The 18,918-nt window shown below is 74.1% G+C and carries 9 protein-coding genes; all 9 read right to left on the bottom strand.

Annotation, left to right across the window (positions count from 1 at the left end):
* Nucleotides 1–170: 170 nt before the first annotated feature.
* The 9 genes from ABZ457_RS18300 to ABZ457_RS18260 all read right to left on the bottom strand — a co-directional run bounded on the left by ABZ457_RS18300 (nucleotide 171) and on the right by ABZ457_RS18260 (nucleotide 18,619).
* Nucleotides 171–2,066: an FAD/NAD(P)-binding protein gene (locus ABZ457_RS18300; protein WP_359158602.1), complete on the bottom strand. Its 1,896-nt coding sequence runs from the start codon at nucleotides 2,064–2,066 to the stop codon at nucleotides 171–173.
* A complete protein-coding gene (locus tag ABZ457_RS18295) occupies nucleotides 2,063–4,078 on the bottom strand; it encodes a prolyl oligopeptidase family serine peptidase (RefSeq protein WP_359158601.1) in 2,016 nt (671 codons plus the stop codon). The genes ABZ457_RS18300 and ABZ457_RS18295 overlap by 4 nt, the downstream gene beginning before the upstream one ends.
* Nucleotides 4,075–5,337, bottom strand: a complete 1,263-nt coding sequence (locus ABZ457_RS18290; protein ID WP_359158600.1) for an MFS transporter — start codon at nucleotides 5,335–5,337, stop codon at nucleotides 4,075–4,077. Before ABZ457_RS18290 ends, ABZ457_RS18295 begins: the two co-directional genes overlap by 4 nt.
* Nucleotides 5,334–7,880, bottom strand: a complete 2,547-nt coding sequence (gene lanKC / locus ABZ457_RS18285; RefSeq protein WP_359158599.1) for a class III lanthionine synthetase LanKC — start codon at nucleotides 7,878–7,880, stop codon at nucleotides 5,334–5,336. The genes ABZ457_RS18290 and lanKC overlap by 4 nt, the downstream gene beginning before the upstream one ends.
* Before the next feature lie 228 nt (nucleotides 7,881–8,108).
* On the bottom strand, nucleotides 8,109–8,411 hold the full coding sequence (locus tag ABZ457_RS18280; RefSeq protein WP_359158598.1) for a hypothetical protein: 303 nt from the start codon (nucleotides 8,409–8,411) through the stop codon (nucleotides 8,109–8,111).
* Nucleotides 8,412–8,413: 2 nt separating this feature from the next.
* A complete protein-coding gene (locus ABZ457_RS18275; protein WP_359158597.1) occupies nucleotides 8,414–9,361 on the bottom strand; it encodes a thioesterase domain-containing protein in 948 nt (315 codons plus the stop codon).
* A 61-nt stretch (nucleotides 9,362–9,422) separates the two neighbouring features.
* Entirely contained in the window at nucleotides 9,423–12,749 is a 3,327-nt protein-coding gene (locus ABZ457_RS18270; RefSeq protein WP_359158596.1) for an amino acid adenylation domain-containing protein, read from the bottom strand.
* A complete protein-coding gene (locus tag ABZ457_RS18265) occupies nucleotides 12,746–17,170 on the bottom strand; it encodes an acyltransferase domain-containing protein (protein WP_359158595.1) in 4,425 nt (1,474 codons plus the stop codon). Before ABZ457_RS18265 ends, ABZ457_RS18270 begins: the two co-directional genes overlap by 4 nt.
* Nucleotides 17,171–17,314: 144 nt before the next feature.
* The gene (locus ABZ457_RS18260) at nucleotides 17,315–18,619 is read right to left on the bottom strand and encodes a WD40 repeat domain-containing protein (protein ID WP_359158594.1); all 1,305 of its coding nucleotides are present in this window, start codon (nucleotides 18,617–18,619) and stop codon (nucleotides 17,315–17,317) included.
* Nucleotides 18,620–18,918: the final 299 nt, after the last annotated feature.

The following is an 18,918-nucleotide window of genomic DNA, read 5'->3' as shown; positions in this document are numbered from 1 at the left end:
GCGACCCTGTGCATCGCCCGCCCCGCGGAATTTCCACGGGAATCATTTCTCTGAATCCTCATCACGGAAACCGGCGTCCGGGATTCGGAATGGGAACCGGCCCCTGCGAGGCCCTTTCCCTTCAGTGATTTCATCCTTCCAGAACCGCTCCCCCGGCCCGAGAGCAGAACTTACTCACTTTCGTCTCCGGGCCTGATTCCGGCGCCCACCAACTGGGCCGCCACACAGTCGTTCTGTCGGAAGAAGGCCGCATTCGTACCCGGCCGGGAAAGGGCACCGAGTGCCCCTCCCGAGGCGAAATCCCCCAGGGCGAACACCCGCGGGTCGGGGCGGCCGTCTCCGGACACGATCCGGAAGGTCCTGGTGCAGAGGGCGAGCTTCGCCGACCTGCCCGGTTCGGTCCGGGTCTGCGCCGTGCCGCTGCGGACGAGGTCGGGCAGGAGACCGGAGGCGTCCTCGTTCAGGTCCGAGTCGGGGAGCCAGGCGTCCACCAGGTGCCTCGACCGCCGGGGCCGGTCGGGCAGGGGGTGGGCCCGTATCTCGAAGCCGGAGTCGACGAGGGCCAGGCCGGGGTCGCGGCCGAGGAATCCGACCAGTCCGGCGTCGTGCAGGGCCGCGAGCTGCTCGATGCGTTCGGGTGGCGCGCCGGAACCCGCCTCGCGGGCGAGCGCGGCCATCGACCGGGCCACCAGGGCCGATTCCGGTGTCAGCGCGGGACCCTGCTCGGTGAGCACCGCGACGACCTGCTCGACAGCGGTGACGAGGGCACGCTGTGCCGCGGCCGCCAGGGGACGGCCCGTTCCGGTGGTGCGCAGGATGGTGCGGGTGAGGTGGGCGCGCATGCGCAGGTTCAGTTCGGCGAGGGTGCGCGCGCCGTCGGGGGCGAGGGGGTCGGGGTGGGCGCGGGCAGGGCGGAAGCGGTCCTCCTCGTGCGGTACGGCCTTCCTGACGAGCTGCTCCAGTGCGGTCGCGTCGGCAGCGGCGGTGCGCAGGCCGTGCGCGAAGGCGTCCCAGGACATGGCTGTGTCCTCGGGCCGGACGGCGTAGAGCTGCGCGTAGTGGGCATGGGTCATGTCCCGCAGGACGAGTCGCCATACCTCGCGGGCGGCGTGTTCGCAGGTCTTCCGGTCGCCGCCGGCGAGCGCGGGCGCCAGAAGGCTCCGTACGGCTCGTTCCGTGGCGAACCGGGGGCGGGTGGTCCCCGGTTCGCCGGCGGGTGCGGCGGGCCGGGGGTGCATGGGCATTCCGCGCAGTGAGCAGGCCCAGAGGACTGGTTCACGTCCGCTGGGGAGGTAGCGCAGGTCGCCGCGGACGGTGCGCCGGAAGGTGCCGCCCCGGCCCTGGCTGAGCAGGATCATGACGTCGAGGAAGGCCAGGCCCAGGCCGCGGACGAGGACGTCCTGCCCGGCGGGCAGGGGCGACAGGTCCAGGTCGCTGGTGTATCCGGGTGCCGTGTAGTGCCCGCCGCGGCGGCGGGCGTGTTCGGCGGCCTCGTGCTGGCGCGCGGTGGGGGTGCCGTCGAGGTTGCCGACGGCGAGGACGACACGGTCGGCGTGTATCCGGGTGCCGTCGCCGAGAAGCACGGTCAGGCGGGTGCCGTCGCCGGGGCGGAGGGACCGGGCGTGGGTGCGGTGCGTGTGCCACTGCCAGGTGGCGGGCAGGCCCCGGAGGCCGCGTTCCAGGCACCATCCCAGGTAGGCCCCGCAGAGGCGGCGGGTGGCGACCGCTCCGGGGGCGAGGGTGCGTGCCTCGCGGGCGAGGTCGGGAGGGAGGGCTGCGGCAGCGGCTTCGGTGCGGGCCCAGGCGTACAGGGTGGGGCCGGGGCGGACGGGCCCGGCGCGTTCCACGCTGCTGTCGGTGAACATGGTGACCTCGTCGGCCGGCGAGTTCATCCACAGCAGGGGTGACTGGTCGGTGCGCCAGACGCGTCCGCCGGGCAGGTGGGGGTCGATGACGTGCAGCCGCGTCGGCCGGTCGCCGGACCGGGCGGCGAGACGTTCGACGATGCCGACGCCGCGCGGGCCGGCGCCGATCACGGCGATGACGAAGGGCGTGCCGCCGGTCACGACGGCTCGTCCGCCGCGCTGAGGTCGAGGCGGGTGTGCGCGGCGAGGAAGGCGAGAATGTCCGCGCCCATCTGCCGCCGGACGGCCGGGGGCATGGAGACGTGTCCGCTGTCGCCGTAGGTGCGCAGGAGGAACGGGCCTCCCCCGGGGTCGGCCTGCTGCAGTCGCGCGCAGAACTTACGCGCGTGCAGGGGGTCGACCCGGGTGTCCCCGTCCATGACGGCGATGAGTGTCGGCGGGTAGGTCCCGCCGTCGCGCAGGGCGTGGTACGGGGAGTAGGAGAGGAGTTGGACGCACTGGTCGGCGTCGGTGGCCGTGCCGTACTCGGCGCGCCAGGACGGGCCGAGGCCGCTGGACTCGTAGCGGATCATGTCGGTGAGCGGGGCGATGCACACGGCTGCGGCGTACCTGTGCGGGCTGCGGGCGAGGGCGGCGGCCATGACGAGTCCGCCGTTGCTCATACCGAGCAATGCCAGTTGGCCGGGGCGGCTGAGTCCTTGGCGGTGCAGGTGGTCGGCGGTGGCCTCCAGGTCCTCCAGGGTGGGCCGTTTGGTCAGTTCGGTGCCGGCTTCCCGGAGTTCGGGCAGGGCGACGAGGCCGCCGGCCGCGGTCCAGGCGAGGACGAGTGATTCGTAGGAGGGGGTGAGGGTGAGGCCGAACCCGCCGTAGCCGAGGAGGAGGGCGGGCCGGGCTCCGGCGGGGGCGCTGTTGGAGCGCAGCAGGGTCACCGTGACCTCGGTGCCGTCCGCCGAGGTCGCCGAGGTGCGCTGCTCCTCCAGGCCGGGGGCGGGGTGGGTCACCCGCAGGTCGTCGCGCAGCGGGTCGAGGTGGGCGGTGGTCGGGGGAACAGTCCAGCTGGTCCAGCCGATTTCGGCGCGGGGGGCCGCGGGGGGCCAGCGCAGGTGCTGGACCGTGCCGGTACCGGGGGTGGCGAGGGTGCGCAGCGGCCGCCCGGTGTCGGCGCGGTGGACGTGCAGTTCGGGGATGCCGGTCCGGAGGCGGGCGACGAGGAGGACGTCGGTGGCCAGGTCGTGGTCGGAGCGGCCCACGGCGGCGTGGGTGAGGGGGGCGGACGGGTCGCTCTCCAGGACGATCCGCTCGGCCCGCTCCCCCACCGGCTGCGCGGGCGGGGCCAGGCGGACGACGTGGGAGCGCGCGGTCGCCGGGTCGACGAGGAGGTAAACGGTGCCGTCCTCGGCCACTGCGGGGACGTGGTGGTGATCTCTGGTCTGCCGCAGGGGCCGGAGGTCCGGCCGGTGCGGTGGCTGGGATCGCAGGTCGGCGAGCCAGATCTCGTTGCCGCGGCCGGTGGCGTGCCGGACCGCGATGCACAGCCACCGGCCGTGCCAGAGGGTGACGTCGTAGCGGTCGAGGGGGTCCGGTGTGCCGAAGACGGCCCGGTCGGTGCCGTCGCGGTGGAGCCTGACCCGCTGGGGCCGTCCGGGGGCGTCGGGGCGGACGTAGTAGAAGCCGCTGCTGTCGGGGAGCCAGGCGACTGGGGAGTACCGCGTCAGGGGGGCCTGGAACAGGGTGCGCGGGTCGGTGGTGCCGAGGACGGTGAGGGGGGTGGTGTCCTCCCGGCCGCCGACGATGGCCTGGCAGGCCATCTTCGCGCCGTCGGGTGAGGGGTCCCAGCGGGCCAGGGGTGTGCTGGACCACAGGACGCGGTCCTCGGCGGGGGGCCGGTCGTGCGGGCCGGCGTGCAGGCTGGGGTGGGGCTGGCCGGGTTCGGTGCGTTCGGTGAACCGGATACGGCCGTGGAGGCGGGTGGCGGTGGTCGTGGGGAGGGCGAAGCGTGCCAGGAGGGACGCCGCGGCGGAGTGGTCGGTCCTCGTCGCCAGGTACCGGAGGGACAGTTCCTGCTGCCGGAGCGCCCAGTGGGCGGTTGCCGGGCTGGTGGGGTCCTCCAGCCAGCGGTACGGGTCGGGGACCGGGATGCCGTGCAGCAGGTCCGTCACCGGCCGGTCCGGGGCGGCGGGGTAGCGGGGGTGGTGGGTTCCGGTTTCGGTCACGCGGGGTCCTTCCTGGCGTGGCGGGGGCGGCGGGGCGGGTCGGGTCGGGTGAGGAAGGTGGCGACGAGCGGGAGGGCCGCCAGGGGCAGGAGGGCGGCGGCGAGCATGACGTAGCGGACCCCGCCCGCCGTGGCGGCGACGCCGCCGGCGAGGGCCCCGGTGATCTGGCAGACGGTGGAGGAGGTGCGCAGGAAGGCGACGGTGCGGCCGAGGAGATGGGGTGGCGCGTGTGTGGTGATGACCTCGGACAGGGCGACGTTGGCGACGGCACCAGCGCCCTTGGCCGTCATGAGCCCGGCCGCGGCCAGGGCGAGGGCGGTGGCGGGTGTTCCGCTCGCGCAGGCCACCAGGCTGTTTCCGATGACGTGGACGAGGGCGCAGATCGCCAGGGTGCGGGGGCCGCTGCCGGGGCGGAGGCGGGTGGCGCCCCAGGCGCCGAGGACGCCGGCGACGCCGGTGGTCGACAGGGCGAGGCCGAACAGGGTGAGGGGGAGTCCGGCTTCGCGCAGCAGCAGCGGGGCCAGGAGGGCGGCGGTGGTCCCGGCGGCCAGGGCCTGCACCAGGAGGAGGCAGAGCGTGGTGCGGAGCGGGCCGCCCCGGGTGAAGAGCGGCCTGGCCGAGGGCGGTGTCCGGTCGGTGTCGCCGGGCGGAGGCGCCGGGCCGGCGGTGTCGGGGGCGCGGATGCCGGTGAGGAGGAGGGCGCTGAGGAGGTAGGTGAAAGCGTCGAGGGCGAAAACGGCCGCGCCGCCGACGGCGGCCAGGAGGAGGCCGGCGACGCTGCTGCCCGCGATGGTCGCTCCGCTGGTGCCGGCTTGCAGGCGGGCCCGTGCGGCGACGAGTTCGCCGGGGGGCACGAGCGTCTGCAGATGGGTGAAGTAGATGGTCTCGCCGACCAGGAGGACGGTGCCCAGGGCCAGTTCGAGGAGGATCAGCCAGGCGACGCTCAGGCTGCCGTGCAGTGCGGCCGCGCAGGTGGCGAGGAGGAAGAGGAGCGCGAGGAAGTCGCCGCGGACGAGCTGCCGGCGCGGGCGGGGCGTCTCGTCGGCGAATCTTCCGGCCCGGGGCCCCAGGAGGAGGGTGGGGAGATAGGCGCAGGCGGTGAGCAGGCCCAGTTCCCAGCCCTGGGCGTGCAGTTGGTCCACGGCGACGGCCGAGACGGCGGTGGCCGTGCAGGCGGTGCCGAAGGTGGATCCGGCTTCGGCCCACCAGAAGCGGCGGAAGTCCTTCCGTGCGGGAGGGTTCGGCGGCGGGGCGGTCATCGGCCGGGGTGCTGGGTCGGCTCCACCTGGGCGTCGAGGGTGAAGAGGGCGTCGGGGGCGGGGGTGAGGGCGTGGTGCACGAAGAGCAGGGCTCCCGCCGTTCCCGAGCCCAGGTCACAGCTCATCCGGAGTCCGGCTCCGCCGAGCAAGTGGGTGCCGTCGTCGGTGGGTACGGCGTGCAGGAAGAGCGCTTCGGCGGTCGCCAGGGCGCGGTCGCGGGCGGCCTGGTCGCCGGTGCGCGCGGCTAGGTCGGCCAGGCAGAGGCCGAGGCCGGAGAGGCCGTCGAGGAGGCCGCCCCGGACGCAGGTCCTGGTGCCGAGAGCGCGTCCGGTTCCTTCCGCGAGAGTGTGGACGCGTTCGTCGGAGCCGGTGCGGGCGTAGCGGTCGGCCACGAGGGCGATGCCGGCGCTTCCCGACCTGAGGTAGGGGACGATGCGGGAGTCCTTGGCGGCCATCGGGAACAGGAGGCTGCCGTGGTCCTCCACGGCCCGGGTCATCTCCTCGTGGAGCAGGGCCGTGCCTTCCTTCCGGAGGGTGGCCTCCCCGGTGAGGAGGGCGAGGTAGTGGAGAGCGAGAGCGCTGCCGGCGTCGCCCTCGGCGAGTCCGCCGGTGCCGGTCGCGCCCGGTCGCAGGGAGAGTGCCAGGTCGAGGAGCCGGGTGTCGCCCGTACGGTGGTGGAGGTCGAGCAGGGCGAGGACGACGCCGGCCCGGCCGTACGCGAGGCCGGAGCCGGCGGTGGTGAGGGGGTGGCGGGCTGCCGTGGTGAGGAGGTCGTGGGCTTCGGCGGTGCGGCCGGCCTCGGCGAGGACGCGGGCGATGCCCGCGGTGCCATTGAAGAGGCCGGGGGCGAGCTGGTCCCGCTGGGCGAGGGCGCGGCGGGTGACGGTGTCCACGAGGTGTGCGGGGACGGGGGCGCCGGTCCTGAGGAGCGCGTACAGGACTCCCGCGGCACCGTGTTCGAGGGAGAGGGTGTTGGTGGAGTACCCGTGGGGGACGGTGGGGAAGAGCGTGTGCTCGTCGTCGGGGTCCGCTGCGGCGAGGAGTCCGCGGACCAGGTCGTCGCGCAGCCTCAGGAGGGCGCCGGCGGGGTCGCGGTCGACGTCGGCGGCGCGGATCGCCCGCCGGTGCGCGGGCCGGGAGCGGGTGTGCCGGCGGGTGGCGAGGTCCCACAGGGCGGGCGGCGGCTCGGTCCTCCCACGGAGCAGCCGCCGCAGGTGGGCGGTGACCTCCGGGTTGCGGTCGGCCGCGTCGTTGACCGGCGCCAGGAGGTAGAGGGCCAGTGAAGCGAGGGCGTGGCGGTCCTGGGCGAAGGGGTCCTGCCGGGCCAGCTCGGTGTCGAAGAAGCCGGGGGTGCCGACGGGCGTGGCGGGGCGGCCGACGGGGGTGGCGGTCTCGAAGTCGATGAGGCGGAAGGTGCCGTCGGGCAGGACGAGGACGTTGTCGGGGCTCAAGTCGAGGAACGCGAATCCGGCCGCGTGCATCCGGTCCAGGTCCTGGGTGACCCGGTCCAGCAGGGCGGTGCAGGTGCGGTAGTACGACCGGATCTCCTCCTGGTCGGGCCGCGCGTCGATGAGGGGGTTGTGCCGGGCGTTCCAGGTGTGCAGGGGGGTGCCGTCGACGAACTCCGTGACCAGGAAATCGTGGCCGTCCACGGAGAAGAATTCGAGGGGTTCCAGGCCGAGTCCGGGCAGCCGGGTGTGGAGGTCCAGCAGAGTGTCGTGTTCGGCACGGAGCCGGGCGGGGGCGTCGCTGGTCTCGCTGACGAGGCCGGCGTGGGGGCGGGCCTCTTTGATGAACACGGTGCGGCCGGTGCTGGTCTGCCGCGCCCGGTAGGCGCCGCCGGCGTTGCTGTAGCGGAGCACCTTCTCGAAGGTGTAGCCGTTGACCGTCGGGGAGGCCGGGGCGGGGGCGGCGGGCCGGGGGGTGTGGAAGGGGTCCGTGATGCCGTCGGGCAGCCGGAACCCGACGCCGCGCCGGTCGGGGACCTCGTTTCCGGAGCCGTCCAGGAGGGTGAGGCCGAGGGTCCCGTCGGGGCGCAGCTTTCCGCGTGGCTGGAAGGCGCCGTAGCGGTAGAAGACGGACGTGGAGGTCCTGAAGGGCCGGTCCGTCAGGACGTAGGGGCCGGATTCGCCGGCGAGTTCCGCCGACAGTCTTTCCATGAGGCGCAGGGCGGTCTTCTCGTCGCACGGGTAGGCGGCGATGAACTTTCCGGACTGGGACCGGCCGGCGTGTTTGTGGTTGAGGACCAGGAAATCGGTGACGGAGTTCAGATGCTTGAAGGCAACGCCTTCGGCGAACAGAACCCGCGCGGCGGTGTCCAGGACCGGTGCTGCTCTTCGGACGGCCGCTGTGACGTGCACTTTCCAGCCCTGGTCGGGTAGGCGGGGGCCTTCGGCGGGATGCCACTGGCACCATATTCCGGAGCGCGCGGACGTCCAGTCCACGGGAATGTCGGAGGGCCGATACACGGCGCTACCGGTTTCCGCGCACCCCATGGGGTGGTAGAAGTCTCCCTGCCCGACAGCGAAGCCGAAGTCTTCCATGGGCCCCTCCGGATTACGCCTCGCCGGAGAACGGCGGGGCGTGGCGTCACCTTCCTTCCGGAGTATTCGCCGCCGGGACGAGGAGGCGACAGAGCAGGCTCTACTTCATTTCGGGCCGGGGCGCGGGGCTGGCCGGTGGCCACCAGGTGCGGGGGCCCGGGCCGCCGGTCCCGGCCGGCGGCGCGGCCGGACGGCGGAGGCCGCCGCCCGGCCGTGCCGCCCGCAGGGTCAAGTCGCGGACTCGCGTTTCGCCGCTTCGAAGAAGCGCAGGACCGTGGGGACGTCCTGCGGGGGGACCTCGGCTGTCGCCTGTGCCCAGACGCGGCCGTGGCGTTCACGGCCGAGATGGATGCTCAGACCGCCGTCCCGCCGGGGTTTCGCCTCGACCGCCAGGTGGCGGACGTGCCAGCGCCAGCCGCCCGCCGTCGGGGGCTGGTCCCGCTTGAAGTACTCCACCACCCGTCCGTCCAGTACCAGGAGCTGGTTCCCGCCGAACTCCACTTCCTGGAACTCTCCGCGTCCCGCCGCCATGGTCACAGGGCGCCGATCACGCGGCGGATCTCCCGGCCGATCGCCGAGATGTGCGGTTCGGAGCCGTCGAACATGGCTCCCTCGTCGGCCTCCACGAGGATTGTCTCGACCTGGTCCTCGCGCAGGGAGCGGAGCGGGGCCGCATAGGGGGACCGGGGGTCGATGACCATGTCGCCCCGGCGCTTCTGGCCAGCGGCGAGGATCGTGACGTTGCCGGGGAAGACCGAGGGCGGTCGGTAGGTGAGCATGGCACTGAGATTGGCTTGGTAGATGGCCATCCGGGTGCGGATGATCTCCGGGTCGGCCGAGCCGAGGTAGTTGTGGCGCCGGAACTCCTCGATGACACGGTCCATCTGGGCCTCGCGGCCGAGGGCGGCGAGAGCCTCGACGGGGAGGTCGATCTTCACGTCGAGGAGATGCTCGATGATGTAGCAGTAGTCGAGGATGGCGCGGAGCTGCAGCTCGTCCTGAGCCGTGGGCAGGTCCTTCCACGGCCGGTTGAAGATGGGGTACAGGTGCAGGACGAGTCCGACCTCGTCACCGCTCTCGCTGAGCTGGCGCGCCGTCTCGTAGGCCGGCAGCCCGCCCATGCAGTGGCCTGCGATGTAGTAGGGGCCGGTGGGCTGCACTTCCCGCATGCGTGCGATGCCGTGCCGGGCGATGTCTGCGATGGTGCGGTAGGGCTCCTGCTCGCCTTCGAGGCCGGGGGTCTGGAGGGCGTAGACACCCCAGTGCTCGGGGACGTGCGGCAGGTAGTGCCGCATGTAGCCGACGCTGCCGTCGGTCGCGGGATAGAGGAAGAGCTTGGGCTCGCCTTCGCGGAGCATCCGCACGTTCGAGCCGGCGAGGGAGAGCAGGGCGTCGTCGCCGATGTCCTTGTTCTCCAGGAGCTTGCGCAGGGCGAGCTGCTTGGCCTGCGACAACTGCCCGATGCGGTCCTTGAGTTCCATGTTTCCGTCCTTCGTGGGGTGGCGGCGCCGGTGGCGGCCGCAGTGATGCGGGTACCGGGAGCTAGGTGTCCAGCCTGTCGAGGAGACGCTGGACCTCCTCTTCGGACATCTCCTCGATCCGGTCGAGCGCGTCAGTGATCAGTTTGTTCTCGGAGGCGGCGCGTTCGAGACGGTCCGCCACGGTCGCGGCGAGGGTGGCGACCGTGGGACTGCGGAACATCTCATGCAGGCCGAGACCGAGGCCGAAGCGTTCCTTCACGGCGTGCACCACCCGGACGGTGAGCAGGGAGTGCCCCCCGATCTGGAAGAAGTCGTCGTGCCGGCCCACGCGCGGCAGGCCGAGGAGTCCGGCGAAGGTCTCGGCGAGGAAGGTCTCGTCGGGCCCGGTTGGGGCTTCGTACGGCTTGCGCCGCCGGGCGGCCCCGGAGGCGGCCAGCGCCTTGCGGTCGACCTTGCGGTTGGCGGTCTGGGGGAACGCGTCGTGGAAGGCGTAGGCGCGCGGCACCATGTGGGCGGGCAGGAGCCGGGCGGCGAAGGCTTCGAGGTCCGCCTCCGCCACGGGTCGGTGGGCGACGAGATGACCGACCAGGGTGCCGGTGGGACCGAGTGCGACGACCGCGTCGCGCACCGCCGGGTGGCGGCGGAGAGCGTGCTCGATCTCCTCCGGTTCCACGCGGTGCCCGCGCACCTTGAGCTGGAGGTCGGTGCGGCCCAGGTAGACCAGGTCGCCGTCGGGCAGTTGCCGGACCAGGTCACCGGTGCGGTAGACCCGTTCGGACCCGCCGCCGGGCGTCTTCAGGACGGGGAAGCGCCGTTCGGTCTCCTCGGGCCGTCCGAGGTAGCCGAGGGCGACGCCGTCCCCGGCGATGTGCAGTTCGCCCGGCACGCCGGGGGGCGCGGGCCGGTGGCCGACGTCGAGGACGTGGAACCGGGTGTTCTCGACGGGCCTGCCGATCCTGATGGGGCCGGTCGGCCGGACCTTCGAGCGCGCGGACCAGATCGTCGTCTCGGTGGGGCCGTACAGGTTCCACACCTCGGCGCAGCCCACGACGAGCCGGTCGGCCAGGTCCCGGCTGAGGGCCTCGCCGCCGCACCAGGCCCGCAGGTCCGGGTGTCCGGTCCAGCCCGCGTCGACGAGCATCTGCCAGGTCGAAGGGGTCGCCTGCATCACGGTGGCGGCGGAGACGTCCAGGAGGGCGGCGAGCCGCACGGGGTCGGCGACCTCCTCGGCGTCGGCGACGACGACCCGGGCGCCGGCGGCCAGCGGGCCGAGGAGTTCCAGCAGCGCGATGTCGAAGAAGAGGCCGGTGACCGCGACCATCACATCGTCGCCCGCGAGGCCGGGCTCCTTCGCCATCGCCTGGAGCAGGTTGACCAGGCTGCGGTGGCTGACCTCGACGCCCTTGGGCCGGCCGGTCGAGCCGGAGGTGAACAGGACGTAGGCGGGGTCGTCGGGTCCTGCCCCGGCCCCGGCGGGCCGGGGCCCGGCGGCGGCCGGCCGGTCGGCGGGCGGGCCGGTCACGTCCAGGGGGCGGACGCCGTCCGGCAGCCGGGAGGCCAGGTCCGGGCGGGTGAGCGCGTAGCGCATGGACGTGTCCGCGGCCATGTCGGCCAGCCGCTCGGGCGGAAGGTCCGGCGACAGGGGGACGAAGACGGCCCCGGCCCGCAGGGCCGCCAGCACCGCGACGACCATGTCGGGCGAGCGGTCCAGCAGGATGCCGACCCGCGCGCCGCGCCCCGCGGTCGCGGCGATCCGTTCCGCGAGCCCGTCGGCGGCCGTGCGGAGCTGCCCGTAGGTCAGGCTCGTGCCGCGGAAGACCAGCGCGGTGGTGCCGGGGTGCCGCTCCGCCCGGCGGGCGACGAGCTGGTCCGCGCGTGCGTCGGCGTCGTACGGGGCGTCGGTCCGGTTCACCGCCGCGAGCAGTTCCCGGTCCGCGGGTGTCGCCATGGAGGTGCGCGACAGCGGGGTGCGGGGGGCGTCGAGGAGCTGTTCGGTGAGGACGAGCCAGCGTTCGCCCATGGTGCGGACGGTCGTGTCGTCGAACAGCGCCCGGTCGTAGAGGAAGGTGCCCGTCAGTCCGCCGTCGGCTTCCGCCTCGACGTGCAGTTCCAGGTCGAACTGCACGGTGCCGGTGGCGAAGGGCGCCCGCCGGGTGCGGGCGCCGGGCACGATCAGTTCCTCGAACACGTTCTGGTAGGCGAAGAAGGTCTGGAAGAGGGCGTTCCTGCTGGGGTCGCGGTCGGTGGCCAGTCGGCCGACGACCTCTTCGTAGGCGTAGTCCTGGTGGTCCCATGCCTCGGTGCAGACATCGTCAACCCGCCGGAGGAGTTCGGTGAACGCGGGATCGCCGGAGAGGTCCACCCGGGGGATCACGGTGCTGACGAAGCAGCCGGCGGTGCGCTCGAAGGCGGTGTCCAGCCGCCCGCTCACCGGTACGCCGACGGTGATGTCGGTGGCCCCGGTGTAGTGGTGGAGCTGGGCGAGGCGCACGGCGAGCAGCACGGAGAAGAGGGTGGTGGACTCCTCGGCGGCGAGGCGGGTCAGCCGGTCGGTGAGGTCCGGGGGCACGGTGACGTCCACGCGTCCGCCCGCGTGCTCCCGCACGGCCGGGCGGGGGCGGTCGAGTGGGAAGTCCAGTTCGGGCGCGCCGGTCAGGCGGTCCGTCCAGTAGTCGGCGTTGGCCGCCACGGCGGCGGAGCCGGCGCGGGTGCGCTCCCAGTGGACGAAGTCGGGGTAGCCCAGTTCGGGCCGGGGCGGGGTGCGTCCGGCGAGGGCGTCGGAGAGGTCCTGGGTGAGGATGCCCAGGGTGCGCCCGTCGGCGACGAGGTGGTGGACGGTCACGCCCCACAGGTGCTCGTCCTCGGCCGTGCGCAGGAGGGCGGTGCGCAGCAGCGGCCCCTTCTCCAGGTCGAACGGCCGGACGAGTACGGCGCGCATGCGCGCGTCGACCTCCTCGGCCGGTGCGCCGGTGCAGTCGAGGAACGTGCTGTCGGGGGCCGGGTCGGGGTGGGTGAACTGGAGTGGTGCCCCGCCGGTCTCGGAGAAGGTGGCGCGCAGGCCCGGGTGGCGGGCGAGCACCGTCCTCAGGGCGGTGTCCAGGTCCTCGGCGGCGAGGCGTCCGCTGATGCGGTAGGCGAGGGAAAAGGTGTAGCCGGTGCCGCTGGGGTCGAGCCGGCTGAGGAACCACAGGCGGCGCTGCACCCCTGAGACCGGGCCGATGCGGCGGCCGCCGAGGAAGGCGAGGACCTGGGGTTTGTTGTCGCGGAGGAATCGGGTGTCGGGGTCGGCGAGCCTGCCGGAGGGGGAGAGCACGCGCAGGGCCTCTCCGTCCTGCCAGAGCTGGACGCCGTCGCCCACCAGCCGTGCGATGCCGGAGTCGATGCTCATAGGTCCATTTCCTGGTCGGCGGGGCGGTGTGCGGCGGAGGATGCGGCGGGGGCCTCGGTGAGCGCCAGTTCCAGCGTCTGCTTGGCGAGGTCGTGGACACCCTGGGCCCGCAGGACCCGGGAGACGGGCACGTTCACCCGGAGGTCGCGCATCAGCCTGTTGCGCAGTTCCATGGCCATCAGGGAGGTGAGGCCGACGTGTTGCAGCGGCACGTCCCGGTCGAGGGCGTCGGGCTCCATCCGGAGGATCGACGCCAGACAGGTGGCGATGTGCTCGGCGACGGGCTCGACGCTGGCGCCGTCGACGATCGTGCGGCGCAGGGCGTCCGCGCTCTCCTCGGGTGGCGAGGGCGTCTCGGGGCGGGCCGGGCGCGGCGGAGCGGCGGCCGGTTCACGGCGGTCGGGCCGGGGGTCGGCGAGCCAGAAGTGCCGCTGTTGGAACGGGTAGGTGGGCAGGGGAACCGGACGGGCCGTCAGACCCGTGTATGCGGCGGTCCAGTCGACGGCGGTGCCGGCGGTGTGGGCCCGGGCGGCGGAGTGCAGGAAGTCCCGCAGCCGCCCCCGGTCCCGGTGGATCGAGGGGACGACGGCCGCCTCGGAGCGGGCCTCGTCGAAGGTGTCGGCGAGGGCCGTGGCGAGGACCGGGTGGGGGCTGCACTCGACGAACAGGCCGAACCCGTCGGCGAGGAGGGTCCGGGTGGCCTTCTCGAACGCCACGGGGCGGCGAAGGTTCTCGAACCAGTAGCGGGCGTCCAGCGCGCTGCCCGCGACGGCGCGGCCGGTGACCGTGGAGCAGAACGCGGTCGCGCAGTCCCGGGGGCGGATGCCGGCGAGGCTCTCCAGCAGTTCCGCCCGCAGGGTGTCCACGGCGGCGGAGTGCGAGGCGTAGTCGACGTCGATCCGGCGGGCGCGCACCCCGTCCGCGTCGCACGCGGCGAGGAATTCGGCCAAGGCGGCGGCGTCGCCCGACACGACGGTGGAGCCGGGGCTGTTGACCACGGCGATGTCCAAGCGGTCCCCCCACGGCAGCAGCCGCTCCCCCACCTCGGACTCGGCCAGTTGCACGGACCCCATCCCGCCGCGGCCCGCGATCGCCTTCAGTGCCCGGCTGCGCAGCGCGACGATCCTCGCCCCGTCCTCCAGGCTCAGGGCCCCGGCGACGCAGGCGGCGGCGATCTCGCCCTGGGAGTGGCCGACGACCGCGTCCGGGACGACGCCCAGGGAGCGCCACAGCCCGGCGAGGGCGACCATCACGGCGAACAGGGCGGGCTGCACCACGTCCACCCGGCTCAGTTCCGGTGCGCCCTCCTCGCGGGTGAGTACTTCGGTCAGCGACCACCCGGTGTGGGGGGCCAGGGCCCGTTCGCACGCCTCGATGTGCTCGCGGAAGACCGCGGACTCCGCCAGGAGTCCGGCCGCCATACCGAGCCACTGGGATCCCTGGCCGGGGAAGACGAGGGCTGTCCGGTGCTCGCCGCCGACGGCACCCCGCACCACATGGTCGGCCTCGGTCCCGTCGGCTATCGCCCGCAGGCCGCCGAGCAGTTCCTCACGGGTGCCGCCGACGACCACGGCGCGGTGGCGCAGGGTCGCCCGGCCGGTCGCCAGCGACCAGCCCACGTCCACCGGGGTGAGGTCCGGCCGGGCGGCCACGGCGTCCGCCAGTCGGCGGGCCTGGGCGCGCACCGCCGCGTCGGCGGCGGCGGAGAGCGTCCACGCGACCGCCGCGGGGACGACCGCGTCCTCGGTGCCGACGGGTCCGGAAGCCGCCCGATCGGGTGTTGCGGCCGGGTCGGCGGGGGCCTGCTCCAGGACGAGATGAGCGTTGGTGCCGGAGATCCCGAACGCGGACACCGCCGCCCGGCGGGGCCGACCGGTGCCGGGCCACTCCTGCTGCCTGGTCAGCAGCCGGACGCCGCTGTCCGCCCAGTCGACGTGCGGTGTCGGCTCGTCCACGTGCAGGGTCCTGGGCAGCACCCCGTGCCGCAGCGCCATGATCATTTTGATGACGCCGCCGACGCCTGCCGCCGCCTGGGCGTGCCCGATGTTCGACTTCAGGGAGCCGAGCCACAGCGGGGCGGCGTCCCCTCGGCCGCGGCCGTACGCCTCCACCAGGGCCCGGGCCTCGATCGGGTCGCCCAGCGGGGTGCCCGTGCCGTGCGCCTCGACGGCGTCCACGTCGGCGGGGCCGAGCCCGGCGGCGGCCAGCGCCCGCCGGATCAGGCGCTGCTGGGCGAGTCCGTTCGGGGCGGTGAGTCCGTTGGACGCGCCGTCCTGGTTGACGGCCGAACCGCGGATCACCGCGTGGACGCGGCGGCCGTGGCGCCGGGCGTCGGACAGCCGCTCCAGCAGGAGGAGTCCGGCGCCCTCGCTCCAGGCGGTGCCATCGGCGGCGGCGGCGAAGGTCTTGCAGCGGCCGTCCGGGGCCAGGCCGCGCTGGCTGGAGAACTCCAGGAACACCCGGGGGCCGACCATCACGGTCACGCCTCCGGCCAGGGCGAGCGAGCACTCGCCGCTCCGCACCGAGGCGATGCTCTGGTGGAGGGCGACCAGCGAGGAGGAGCAGGCGGTGTCGATGGTGAGGGCGGGCCCCTCCAAGCCGAGCGCGTAGGCGATCCGGCCGGAGGTGACGCTGCCCGCGCAGCCGGTGATCATGAAGCCGTCGTGGTCGCCGGCCGAGGGGTCGGCGCGGGTCCCGTACTCCGTGGCCATGGCGCCGACGAAGACACCGGTGTCGGAGCCGTGCAGGGACTGCGGGTCGATCCCGGCCTGTTCAAGCGTCTCCCAGGCCAGGGTCAGCATCAGCCGCTGCTGCGGGTCCATCGCGGAGGCCTCGCGGGGGCTGATGCCGAACAGCCCCGCGTCGAAACCGGCCACGTCGTCCAGGAAGCCGCCGTGCCTCACATAGCTCCGGCCCCGGGTGCCGGGCTCGGGGTCGTACAGCTCCCCCGGGTCCCAGCCCGGGCGGTCGGGGAATTCGCCGACGGCGTCGGTGCCCTCCGCCACGAGGCGCCAGAGCCCGTCGGGGTCGACGACTCCGCCGGGAAAGCGGCAGGCCATGCCGACGACGGCGATCGGCTCGTCCGAGCCGCCGCGCACGGCGGACCGGGCCGTGCCCTCCGGGAAGGCGCGGGCGACCAGGTGGGCGGCGAGCTGCGCCGGGCTGGGGTGGTCGAAGCCGGCCGTGGCGGGCAGGTCGATCCCGGACGCTTCCGCGACGCGTTTCCCGAGCCGCACCATGGCCAGGGAGTCCAGTCCGCTGTCGCGGAAGGAGCGCTGCGCGTCGGCCGCGGCCCGGCCTCGCAGCGCGGTGACCTCGTCGAGCACGAGGCGCAGGGAGGCACGGGTGCGCTGTCGGGGGCCGAGTGGGGCCAGGCGTGCGCGGAATCCGGTGGACGGGCTCCCGCCGGGGCCACGTGGGGTGTCGATGTCCGCGGTGGTCCGAGGGGCGCGGGCGGTGGCAAGGGCGGACCGGGCGTCGGCCAGCGTGCCGCGGTCGCGGGCCATGGCGCCGACCGCCAGGACGGGCTCGTCGGCGTTTTCGAGGATCTGCTCGATGCCGGAGCACAGTAGCGGGTGCGGGCTCATCTCGACGAACCGGGTGTGGCCGGCCCGGTGCGCCGCACCGATCGCGTCGGCGAACCGGACGGTGTGGCGGACGGTCAGGAACCAGTGGTCCGCGTGCATCGTCGAGGTGTCCAGCGTGGCGCCGGTCAGGGAGGAGTACAGCGGGATGTCCGAGGCCCGGGGCCGGAGGGCGCCGAGCGGCTCCAGCAGGGGCCCGCGTGCCCGTTCGAAGGCCCGGCAGTGGCCCCCGTAGCCGCCCGTGATCAGGGAGCAGCCGACCCCGGCGGCTTTGAGGGAAGCGGCGAACCGCCGCACCGCGTCGGCCTCCCCCGCGACCAGGATCATGCGCGGGGCGTTGACGGCTGCCACTTCGAGCAGGTCGCCCCAGGCGCGGAGCCGGTCCTCCACCTCCGCGAGGGGCAGGAAGACCATCAGCATCAGCGAGTCCCCCGCCGCCGCCCCGGCCGCCCCGCCGAAGAAGATCGCGGCCAGCGCCGCGTCCTCCAGGGACAGGGCGCCGGACGCGTGGGCGGCGGCCACCTCGCCCATGCTGTGCCCGACCACGGCAGCGGGTTCGACACCCTCGGAGCGCCACAGCTCGGTCAGCGCGACCTGGACCCCGAACACAGCGGGGCAGTGGACTTCGGGCCGGGTCATGAGCCCGGGATCGGTCCGCCCCAGCAGGACGTCCCGGAGCGACCAGCCGGTGTGCGGGGCGAGCGCCTCATCGCACCGGCGTATCGCCTCACGGAACGGCCCGGAGGCCTCGATCAGGTCGCGGCCCATGCCGCCCCACTGCGACCCCGCCCCCGAGTAGACCAGGACGGGACGGGAATTGGTGGTGCTGCCGTTCATGCGCTGGGCCCCCTCCGGTGCCGGCAACCTCTGCGCCGAGGCTAGGACGGGGCGGGGCGGCCGGGCTGAGCAACAGGTACTCAACGCACGGTTCCGGGAGGGGCAGCGCCGCGAGGCGAGTGGAGGCGTGGGGCGGTCGGGCGGTCAGAGCCCTGACGAGGTGAAGTGGACGCCGTGCCGGCCGATCACCGCCAGCCGGCCGTCCGGGAGGTGGCGGACGAGGCGGGGCGCGCCGGTCCGGTCGCGGCCGGGGAGGTGACGGGTCGTGGTGCGGCCGGTGCGGGGGTCCGCGACGGTGAGCCGACCGGCTTCGGCGACGGCCAAGCGGCCCTCGGCCGGGTTGTCGTGGGCCGCGAACGCCCGGACGACCGGCGGGGGCTGGGCGGTGCCGGACTCGATCCGGCTCAGCCGCCGCCCGGTCGCGGCCTCCCAGACGCTGACGCTGCCGTCGTCGCCGTCGGTAGTGGCCAGCCAGGTCGCGTCGGGGGCGATCACCGCGCCGGTCACCGCGCCCGCGGTGTCCAGTCGGTGGCGGAGGTGCCCGGTGCCGGCCTCGTGCAGCCGGACTCCGCCTGCCGCACCGCCCGCCGCACCGACGACCAGCCAGCGGCTGTCCGGGGAGATCGCGTGCACGGGCGGTCCCGGGACGCTGGGGCCCCTCCGGCGGCCGTTACCGTACTCCCCGGTGGGCCCGGTGACGGTCACCGCGCGGTCCTCGGCGGGGTGCCAGACCAGCAACGCCCCGCTGTCCTCGCCGCGCAGCGCCACCCAGCTGCTGTCCGGGGCGATGCCGACGACGGCCTGGTGCCGCTCGCGGTCGCCCGTCTCGAACCGTGTCCGCCGCCGGCCGGTGGCCATGTCGTAGACCCAGATCCCCCCGCAGTGGCCGGTGTCGTCGCATCGGGTGACCGCCCAGGTGCCGTCCGGCGCGACGACGATGTCGGGGGTGTCGCTGAGGCCCGCGGTGGTGTACCAGGTGTGGCGCGGGCGACCGGTGGCGGAGTCCCACACATCGAGGTGCGCCCCGTGATCCGGGTCGTCGGCCGTGCCGATCACCACGGCCGCGGTCGGGGCCGGGACCAGCGCGTCGACGAATGTGCCGGGGTTCCGCCAGAGGACTGCGCCGGTCCGCGGGTCGCGGAGGGTGAGGTGCTGGTCGGCGACGGCGAGCCAGGTGCCGTCCGGTGCGCTCAGCAGACGGGGCGGCTCCCCTACCGGTTCGGCATCGGACTGCCAGCGCAGTCCGCCCGTGGCCGTGTCCCACGCCCGCACGGTCGACCGGTCGGCCGACGCGGCCCAGGTGCCGTCGGGCGAGAGCAGGAACCGCGGGGCGGGCCGCGATGGTTCGCCGTCGCCGGTCGCACCGGACCGGTCGGCTGCCGCCGGTGGAGGGGTCGCCCACCAGGTCACGCCGGCCGGTTCTTCCGTGTGTTCCTCGGTGTGTGCCACGCCACCCACTTCTTTCGGAGGAACGAGAACGACCGGTCGGAAGTCGCACGATAGGCCGAGGTGCCCGGGTGTGGGCGGGCGCCCGGGGCGGCATCGCGGCGGGAGCCGCGGATTCGAGTAGCGCGTACTCAATCCCCTGTGCGGGCCGTCTTTCTATGTTCCAGTCGTCCGGATATCAGAAGCTCACGAACAATTGGGAGAATCCATGAACATCCCGTTCGACCTTGACGCCGAGGTTGACGAGACCATCGAGGCGGCCGCCGTGGAGGCCGCTCTCAACCCCAACCACAACGAGATGT

Source organism: Streptomyces sp. NPDC005805 (genome assembly GCF_040630445.1).
In the GTDB taxonomy this organism is placed as follows: Bacteria; Actinomycetota; Actinomycetes; order Streptomycetales; family Streptomycetaceae; genus Streptomyces.
This window is presented reverse-complemented; position numbering and strand designations above follow the sequence as displayed.